The sequence below is a fragment of the Phycicoccus avicenniae genome (genome assembly GCF_050496545.1).
Taxonomy (GTDB): domain Bacteria; phylum Actinomycetota; class Actinomycetes; order Actinomycetales; family Dermatophilaceae; genus Phycicoccus; species Phycicoccus avicenniae_A.
In genome coordinates this window covers 45,246-52,697 of sequence record NZ_JBNVZV010000029.1, presented here as the reverse complement: position 1 = coordinate 52,697, position 7,452 = coordinate 45,246, and the positions used below count along the sequence as shown (strand labels likewise).

Here is a 7,452-nt window from a genome sequence, read left to right as displayed (position 1 = left end):
CCCCCCCCCCCCCCCCCCCCCCCCCCCCCCCCCCCCCCCCCCCCCCCCCCCCCCCCCCCCCCCCCCACGGTCGCCCCCCGCTGGGGGGACGACGCCGGGTGGTGGCCGGCCCGACCGACCGCCCCGACGTGAGCCGGGACGACCGCGAGAACGGGGGCGGGAGGGGCCACCGGGCGTGTCGTGGAGGCCAGGACCGGCGAACCGGACCAGACCGTTTGCTGACGTTCACTTTACGAACTCTTTACCCGTCACGCTAGGGCTTCGCGCTGTTGATTTGTGGTTTTTGGTGCCGCTGACCTGCGACGAGATCGCCGGCGGCCTCAGCGGACGCTCAGCAGTTGTTGCGGATGACGCTGAAGGCGAAGTCGGAGAGGAACACGCCCTGGCTGCGGTCGACGCCCGAGTAGGAGCTGACGGCGTTCCAGTACGTCATCGTGAAGCTCGTGATGGTGCCGGGGTAGGTGATGCGGACGTTGCCCGCGGTGCTCGAGGTGTCGTTGACCGGGGCGTTCGCGTTCGTCGGGGCGAAGGGGTTGGGCTGGGTCCCCGCCCCCGTGAGCGTGTTCGTGTTGGCGATCTGGGAGGTGAACGCGCCGCTGAACTCGATGCGGTCGTTGAAGTCGCCCGCGTTGCTGTCGATGTCGGTGACCATGAAGGTCAGTCCCGTGACCGGGGCGTCGAAGCTGAAGGTGACCTCCTGCCGGGCGCTCCGGCCGGGCACGACGTTGTAGGCGTTGGTCAGCGCCTGGTGGAACGACAGCCCGACCTGCCCGGTCCCGCCCACGCTGCTCGAGGACACCCGGATGTTGTTGTTGGTGTTCCCGAACTCGTTGCCGGCCTTCATCGTGCCGATGAACTGCGAGGCGATCGACATCGAGACGGAGGCGACCGGGCCCGCGCCGTCGGGGTCGATCGTCGCCACACCGGAGGTGCCGGCGTTGTTGCGGGTGTACGAGGTGTTCGAGCCACCCCAGTCGAGGGTGTACGCCTGCGGGTTGCACGGGGAGGCGGCCGCACGGGGGGCCGCGGCACCGACCGCGATGACGGGGACGGCCCAGGCCATTCCGGCGGCGACGGACCGCCGGCTGGGGCGCGCGGGCGGCGCGTCCACGGTCTGCTGGCTCATCGGGGCTCCCTCGGGAGGTCTACTGGAACGGTTCCGTGACCGTCCCTTGGGTTCTTACCTACCAGTACTTTACGTTTCCTTTACCTGCCGCGTTGGTGTTTTCGCGTGGGTGACATCGGAATCAACCGAACGGATGAGACGGTGTGGTGTGTACCGAACTACGGATTCCGTAGGTTGTTCGTCGATCCGTACCGTTCGAGCAGCCGTCCGAGCACGCGGCGAACCCGCGGAAACCGTTGAAGGGTCAACGACACGAGAGGGCCCCCGGACGGTGTCCGGGGGCCCTCTCGGCGTGTCGCGCGGGGCTCAGGCCTCGACGACGGTGGGGATGATCATCGGCCGGCGCTTGATCTTGCGCCCGACCCAGGTGCCCATGGTCCGGCGGACCACCTGCTGGAGCTGGTAGGTGTCGGTCACGCCCTGGGCGGCGGCGTCCGCGACCGCCTGCTCGATGCGCGGCCGGATCTCGTCGAAGACCACCTCGTCCGGGGCGAAGCCGCGCGCCGTGATCTCCGGCCCGGCGACGATCTTGCCGGACGTCGAGTCCACGACGACGACGACCGAGATGAACCCCTCGTCGCGCAGGATGCGGCGGTCCTTGAGGAGGGTCTCCTCGACCTCGCCCACCGTGGAGCCGTCGACGTACACGTAGCCGGCCTGCACCGCCCCGGCCACCCGCACCCGGCCGTCGAGCAGGTCGACGACGACGCCGTCCTCGACGACCGCGACGTTGCGCCGCGGCACACCGGTCTGGATCGCGAGCTCGGCGTTGGCGACGAGGTGGCGCCACTCTCCGTGCACGGGCATGACGTTGCGCGGCTTGACGATGTTGTAGCAGTAGAGGAGCTCGCCGGCGCTGGCGTGGCCGGAGACGTGCACCCGGGCGTTGCCCTTGTGGACGACGTTGGCGCCGAGGCGCATCAGCCCGTTGATGACCCGGTAGACCGCGTTCTCGTTGCCGGGGATGAGCGAGGAGGCGAGCAGCACGGTGTCGCCCTCCCCCACCTCGATGCGGTGGTCCCGGTTGGCCATCCGCGACAGGGCGGCCATCGGCTCGCCCTGGGACCCGGTGCAGACCAGGACCACCTTGTCGTCGGGCAGGTCGTTCAGCTGCTTGAGGTCGACGAGGACGCCGTCGGGCACCTTGAGGTAGCCGAGGTCGGCGGCGATCCCCATGTTGCGCACCATCGAGCGGCCGATCATCGCGACCTTGCGCCCGGCCTTGTCGGCGGCGTCGAGGACCTGCTGCACGCGGTGCACGTGCGAGGAGAAGCAGGCGACGATGATCCGCCGCTGCGCGTGCCGGAACACCTTGTCGATGGCCGGGGCGATCTCGCGCTCGGGCGTCGTGAAGCCCGGCACCTCGGCGTTCGTGCTGTCGGTGAGGAAGAGGTCGACCCCCTCCTCCCCCAGCCGGGCGAAGGCCCGCAGGTCGGTGAGCCGGCCGTCGAGCGGCAGCTGGTCCATCTTGAAGTCGCCGGTGTGCAGCAGCGTGCCGCCGGGCGTGCGCACGAACACGGCGAGCGCGTCGGGGATGGAGTGGTTGACGGCGACGAACTCGCAGTCGAAGACGCCGAGCTTCTCGCGGCCGCCCTCGCGCACCCCGAGCGTGTACGGCGTGATGCGGTGCTCCTTGAGCTTGGCCTCGATGAGCGCCAGGGTCAGCTGCGAGCCGACGACGGGGAGGTCCGGCTTGAGGCGCAGCAGGTAGGGCACCGCGCCGATGTGGTCCTCGTGGCCGTGGGTGAGGACGATCGCCTGGACGTCGTCGAGGCGGTCCTCGATGGAGGAGAAGTCCGGGAGGATCAGGTCGATGCCCGGGTGGTGGTCGTCGGGGAACAGGACACCGCAGTCGATGACCAGCAGCTGGCCGGCGTGCTCGATGACGGTCATGTTCCGGCCGACCTCGCCGAGACCACCGAGGGGGGTGACCCGGACACCTCCCTCCGCGAGCGGGCCGGGGGCGTCGAGGTCGGGATGGGGATGGCTCATGCGTCCTTCAGGGTGGGGAGGGTGGCGAGCGCGGAGCGGAGCGCCTCGAGGTGCTCCGGTGGCGACTCGACGAGGGGAAGTCTGACGGTGGCGTGCTCGATCACGCCGAGCTCCACGAGGGCCGCCTTGGCCATGATGGCGCCCTGCGACGGCGACATGATCGCGTCGACGACGGGGACCAGGCCGCGGTGGATGCGCGTGGCCTCGGCGAGGTCGCCGCGGTCGACGGCCTCGACCATCGCCCGGTAGTGGCTGCCGGTCACGTGGCCCACGACAGAGACCGTGCCCACCGCGCCGATGGCCAGCAGCGGCAGCGTGAGGGCGTCCTCGCCGCTGAACCAGAGCAGGTCGGTGGCCGCCAGCACGCGGGTCGAGGCCGCGAGGTCGCCCTTGGCGTCCTTGACCGCGACGATGTTCGGGTGCGCGGCCAGCTCCACGAGGGTGTCGTGGGCGAAGGCGACCGCCGTACGGCCGGGGATGTCGTAGAGCATGACCGGGAGGTCGGTGGCGTCGGCGACCGCGCGGCAGTGCGCCACCAGGCCGGCCTGGGTGGGCTTGTTGTAGTACGGGGAGACGAGGAGCAGCCCGTCGGCGCCGGCCTCCGCCATCCGCCGGGCCATGAGGGCGGCGTGCGCGGTGTCGTTGGACCCGCAGCCCGCGACCACGCGCAGGCGCCCGGCCGCGGCCTCCACGACGCGGCGGACCACGGCCACGCTCTCGTCGTCGGTGAGCGTGGAGGCCTCGCCCGTCGTGCCGTTGACCACGACCCCGTCGTGACCGGTCGCGAGCAGGTGCTCGACGAGGGCGTCCACCCCCGCCTCGTCGACCGCTCCGCCGGGGGACATCGGGGTCACCATCGCCGTGAGGACACGGCCGAACGGGGAGGAGGTCATGGCGACAGGGTAGCGAGCCGGGCCGGAAGGGGAGCGCTCCCCCTTGCCGGCCCCGGGGGCCCCGTCTAGCGTCGCCGGCGGACGTCACGACGTCCGGGACGCGGCGGGGACCTCCGCCGCGGACCGTGGGAGGGCCGGCGCCCGGGGGAACCGTGCAGGGGGCGGCGCCGCGCCCTGCCCGACGCACCGACGAGGTCGCGGGGCCGTCCGGGTCCCGGGGCCGAGACCCCCAGGGGGAAGCACGATGACGAGACGACTGCTGGCCGCACTGGCCACCGTCCTGGCGCTGGGCGCCACGCTGGTCACCACCGCGCCCGGAGCGGCCGCCGCCGCCCGCAACGGGACCTGTGAGAGCGGCGAGTTCTGCCTCTACTACAACAGCGGTCGCGCGGGGTCGCTCGTCGACCTGACGACGTCGCAGCGCGACTACGGAACCGGCGCCGGGTGCGTGGCCTTCCTCGGCGCGGGGAACGGCAAGGGCCAGTGCGTCAAGAACAACACGGCCTCGGTGTGGAACCGCACCTCCGGGCCGGTGTCGGTGTTCTACAACAGCGACTTCGGCGGGGTGTACCAGGTCGTCGCCTCCGGAGCCTCGGTCGACCTGTCGGCGGCCCTGAAGAACGAGAACGCCTCGCAGATCGTGGGCGACGCCTCACTGCGCTTCCCGCTGGCCGTCACCCGGGCGCAGATCACGAGCCGCAGCCCGCACTGGTGCTCGACGAACAACGCCAACTGCCACCACGACTACAACGCGGCCGACATCTTCGCGGCCACCGGAACCGCCGTCGTCTCCCCCGTGGCCGGCACCGTGAAAACGGTCAACGTCCGCTCGACGGGGGTGGGCTCGACGGTCACCGTGAAGGACCGCTTCGGCCGGCTCTGGTACTTCGCGCACATGCACCACCGCCCGGCCCCCGTCGTCACGCCGGGGCAGCAGGTCGTCAAGGGCCAGCGCATCGGCACCGTCGGCACGTCGGCGCACGCCCTGGGCACCGACCCGCACCTGCACATCGACATGCGGGTCGGCGTCGACTCCCGCGTCTCGTGCAGCGGCGCGGCCTGCGCCGGCTACGGCTTCGTGAACAACCAGCCGATCCTGCGCACCGCGTTCGCCGCCCTGCCGGCGGGCTGAGCCGAGCGGCCGGGCGTCCTGGGGGTGGTCACGAGCCGCCCCGGGCCGCCCGGCCCCGGCTCCGCGCCGTCCGGTCCCGCGCCCCCTACGCTGGGGTCGTGCGCCAGTACCTCGACCTGCTCGACCACGTGATGACGACCGGGGTGCAGAAGTCGGACCGCACCGGCACGGGCACGGTGAGCGTGTTCGGGTACCAGATGCGCTTCGACCTCGCCGAGGGCTTCCCGGTGCTGACCACCAAGAAGCTGCACCTGCGCTCGATCATCGGCGAGCTGCTGTGGTTCCTGCGCGGCGACACCAACGTGCGCTGGCTCCAGGAGCGGGGCATCTCGATCTGGGACGAGTGGGCCGACGAGCACGGCGACCTCGGGCCGGTCTACGGGCACCAGTGGCGCTCGTGGCCGACACCGGACGGCCGCACCGTCGACCAGCTCGCCCGGGTGATCGAGTCCGTGCGCACCAACCCCGACTCGCGGCGGCACATCGTCTCGGCGTGGAACGTCGCCGACGTCGACGACATGGCGCTGCCGCCGTGCCACACGATGTTCCAGTTCTACGTGCGCCCCGCAGCCGACGGCGGGCCGGCGTTCCTCGACTGCCAGCTCTACCAGCGCAGCGCCGACGTCTTCCTCGGGGTGCCGTTCAACATCGCGAGCTACGCGCTGCTGACGATGCTCGTCGCCGACCAGACCGGGCTGCGGGCCGGCGAGTTCGTCCACACCCTCGGCGACGCGCACCTCTACTCCAACCACCTCGAGCAGGCGCGTCTCCAGCTCACCCGCGAGCCGCTCCCGCTGCCGACGATGCACATCGCCCCGCGCGACTCGATCGACGCCTACGAGCTCGAGGACTTCGAGCTGGTCGGGTACGAGGCGCACCCCTCGATCAAGGCGCCGATCGCGGTATGACCCGGGTCTCGCTCATCGCGGCCGTCGCCCGCAACGGGGTCATCGGCTCGGACCAGGCGATGCCCTGGCACATCCCGGAGGACTTCGCGTTCTTCAAGCGCACGACGATGGGCCACCCGCTCGTCATGGGCCGGCTGACCTTCGAGGCCATCGGGCGGGTGCTGCCGGGCCGACGCACCATCGTCATCACCCGGCAGCCGGACTGGTCGCACGCCGAGGTCGAGACGGCGCACTCGCTGGTCGAGGCGATCTCGCTCGCCGGGCCGGCCGACGAGGTCTTCGTCGCCGGAGGCGGGCAGGTCTACGCCGAGGCGATGCCGTACGCGCACCGGCTGCTCGTCACCGAGGTCTTCGACGAGCCCGACGGTGACGTGCACTTCCCGCCCATCGACCCGGGCACCTGGCGCGAGACCTCGCGCGAGGGGCACGACGGCTTCGCGTTCGTCCGCTACGACCGGCGCTGACCGACACCGCTGCCCGGCACCCGGCCGACGGCGATGGCCGGCTCGAGCAGGCTGCCGAGCCAGACGCGCCCGTCGTGCTCGCGCACCCCGGTGGCGACCCGCCAGCCGGAGGCGTCGAAGTCGAGGTCGTGCACCACCGCACCCTCGTCGTCGAGGGCCAGGACCCGCGCCGTTCGCCTCGGCTCCGGCTTGACCCGGTCCGGGAGGCGCCGGACCACGGCGCGCACCTGCCGCGGGCTGCGGCGCAGCAGCGCGAGCACCGGGTCGTTCGGCGAGGCGACGGTGACCCAGACGAGGCCGTCCGACCCGAGGGCGATGTTGTCGGGGTGCCCGGGCAGGTCCTCCACCCACGTGGTCGTCGGCCCGGCCTCGTTGCCACGCAACGAGACCCGCCGGATGCGGCAGGTGCCGGTCTCGGCGACGAGCACGCCGTGCTCGCCGGGCAGGAGCGCCACCCCGTTGGCGAAGGCCAGGCCGTCGAGGACGGTCGTGACCTCCCCGTCGACGTCGCGACGCAGCAGCCGGCCGGTGCACGTGTGCTCGACGAGGTCGTTCTTCCAGTCCTCCACCGTCCAGCGCCGGCTGGAGTCGGTGAACCAGATGGTGCCGTCGGCCTGGACCGCCGCGTTGTTGACGAAGAGCAGCCGGACGCCGTCGACCTCGGTGACGAGGGTCTCCAGGACCCCCGTCGTCGGGTCGAGGACCAGCAGCCCGCGGTGGGCGTCGCAGACGAGCATCCGGCCGTCGGGCAGCCACTCGAGGCCGAGCGGGCGGCCGCCGGTGGCCGCGACCGTGGTCACCGAGCCGTCCGCGGGGTCGTGGACGTGCAGGGCACCGTCGGCGGTGCCGGTCCACACCCGGCCGTCGGCGCCGACCAGCACGTCCTCGGCACCCGGCCCGGGGACCGGCACGACGGTGAGCGGCAGCACCATGGAGG

General features: G+C 72.0%; 7 protein-coding genes. 3 read left to right on the top strand and 4 right to left on the bottom strand.

From position 1 onward, the window contains the following. Positions 1 to 331: 331 nt before the first annotated feature. From ACQZ2A_RS18790 to dapA, 3 genes are all read right to left on the bottom strand, one after another. Positions 332 to 1,126: a hypothetical protein gene (locus ACQZ2A_RS18790; RefSeq protein ID WP_430214093.1), complete on the bottom strand. Its 795-nt coding sequence runs from the start codon at positions 1,124 to 1,126 to the stop codon at positions 332 to 334. Positions 1,127 to 1,432: 306 nt separating this feature from the next. Then, the gene (locus tag ACQZ2A_RS18785) at positions 1,433 to 3,118 is read right to left on the bottom strand and encodes a ribonuclease J (RefSeq protein ID WP_430214091.1); all 1,686 of its coding nucleotides are present in this window, start codon (positions 3,116 to 3,118) and stop codon (positions 1,433 to 1,435) included. Further along, on the bottom strand, positions 3,115 to 4,011 hold the full coding sequence (dapA, locus tag ACQZ2A_RS18780; RefSeq protein WP_430214089.1) for a 4-hydroxy-tetrahydrodipicolinate synthase: 897 nt from the start codon (positions 4,009 to 4,011) through the stop codon (positions 3,115 to 3,117). Before dapA ends, ACQZ2A_RS18785 begins: the two co-directional genes overlap by 4 nt. A gap of 244 nt (positions 4,012 to 4,255) precedes the next feature. On the opposite strand from dapA, the gene ACQZ2A_RS18775 reads away from it, so the two are divergent. The 3 genes from ACQZ2A_RS18775 to ACQZ2A_RS18765 all read left to right on the top strand — a co-directional run bounded on the left by ACQZ2A_RS18775 (position 4,256) and on the right by ACQZ2A_RS18765 (position 6,515). Then, complete coding sequence (locus ACQZ2A_RS18775; RefSeq protein ID WP_430214087.1) at positions 4,256 to 5,143, top strand: peptidoglycan DD-metalloendopeptidase family protein; 888 nt, start codon at positions 4,256 to 4,258, stop codon at positions 5,141 to 5,143. A 98-nt stretch (positions 5,144 to 5,241) separates the two neighbouring features. Beyond that, positions 5,242 to 6,051 carry a thymidylate synthase gene (locus ACQZ2A_RS18770; RefSeq protein ID WP_430214085.1) on the top strand — a complete coding sequence of 270 codons (810 nt, stop codon included), beginning with the start codon at positions 5,242 to 5,244 and terminating at the stop codon, positions 6,049 to 6,051. Continuing rightward, entirely contained in the window at positions 6,048 to 6,515 is a 468-nt protein-coding gene (locus tag ACQZ2A_RS18765) for a dihydrofolate reductase (protein WP_430214083.1), read from the top strand. The genes ACQZ2A_RS18770 and ACQZ2A_RS18765 overlap by 4 nt, the downstream gene beginning before the upstream one ends. On the opposite strand, the gene ACQZ2A_RS18760 is transcribed toward ACQZ2A_RS18765, so the two are convergent. After that, positions 6,500 to 7,447 (bottom strand): SMP-30/gluconolactonase/LRE family protein, encoded by a 948-nt coding sequence (locus tag ACQZ2A_RS18760; RefSeq protein ID WP_430214081.1) that lies wholly within the window; start codon positions 7,445 to 7,447, stop codon positions 6,500 to 6,502. The genes ACQZ2A_RS18765 and ACQZ2A_RS18760 overlap by 16 nt on opposite strands. Positions 7,448 to 7,452 lie beyond the last annotated feature (5 nt).

What these genes read in the sequence shown, in the direction of transcription:
- ACQZ2A_RS18790 (WP_430214093.1), bottom strand. Translation starts at nt 1,126, where the DNA reads ATGAGCCAGCAGACCGTGGACGCGCCGCCCGCGCGCCCCAGCCGGCGG.
- ACQZ2A_RS18785 (WP_430214091.1), bottom strand. Translation starts at nt 3,118, where the DNA reads ATGAGCCATCCCCATCCCGACCTCGACGCCCCCGGCCCGCTCGCGGAG.
- dapA (WP_430214089.1), bottom strand. Translation starts at nt 4,011, where the DNA reads ATGACCTCCTCCCCGTTCGGCCGTGTCCTCACGGCGATGGTGACCCCG.
- ACQZ2A_RS18775 (WP_430214087.1), top strand. Translation starts at nt 4,256, where the DNA reads ATGACGAGACGACTGCTGGCCGCACTGGCCACCGTCCTGGCGCTGGGC.
- ACQZ2A_RS18765 (WP_430214083.1), top strand. Translation starts at nt 6,048, where the DNA reads ATGACCCGGGTCTCGCTCATCGCGGCCGTCGCCCGCAACGGGGTCATC.
- ACQZ2A_RS18760 (WP_430214081.1), bottom strand. Translation starts at nt 7,447, where the DNA reads ATGGTGCTGCCGCTCACCGTCGTGCCGGTCCCCGGGCCGGGTGCCGAG.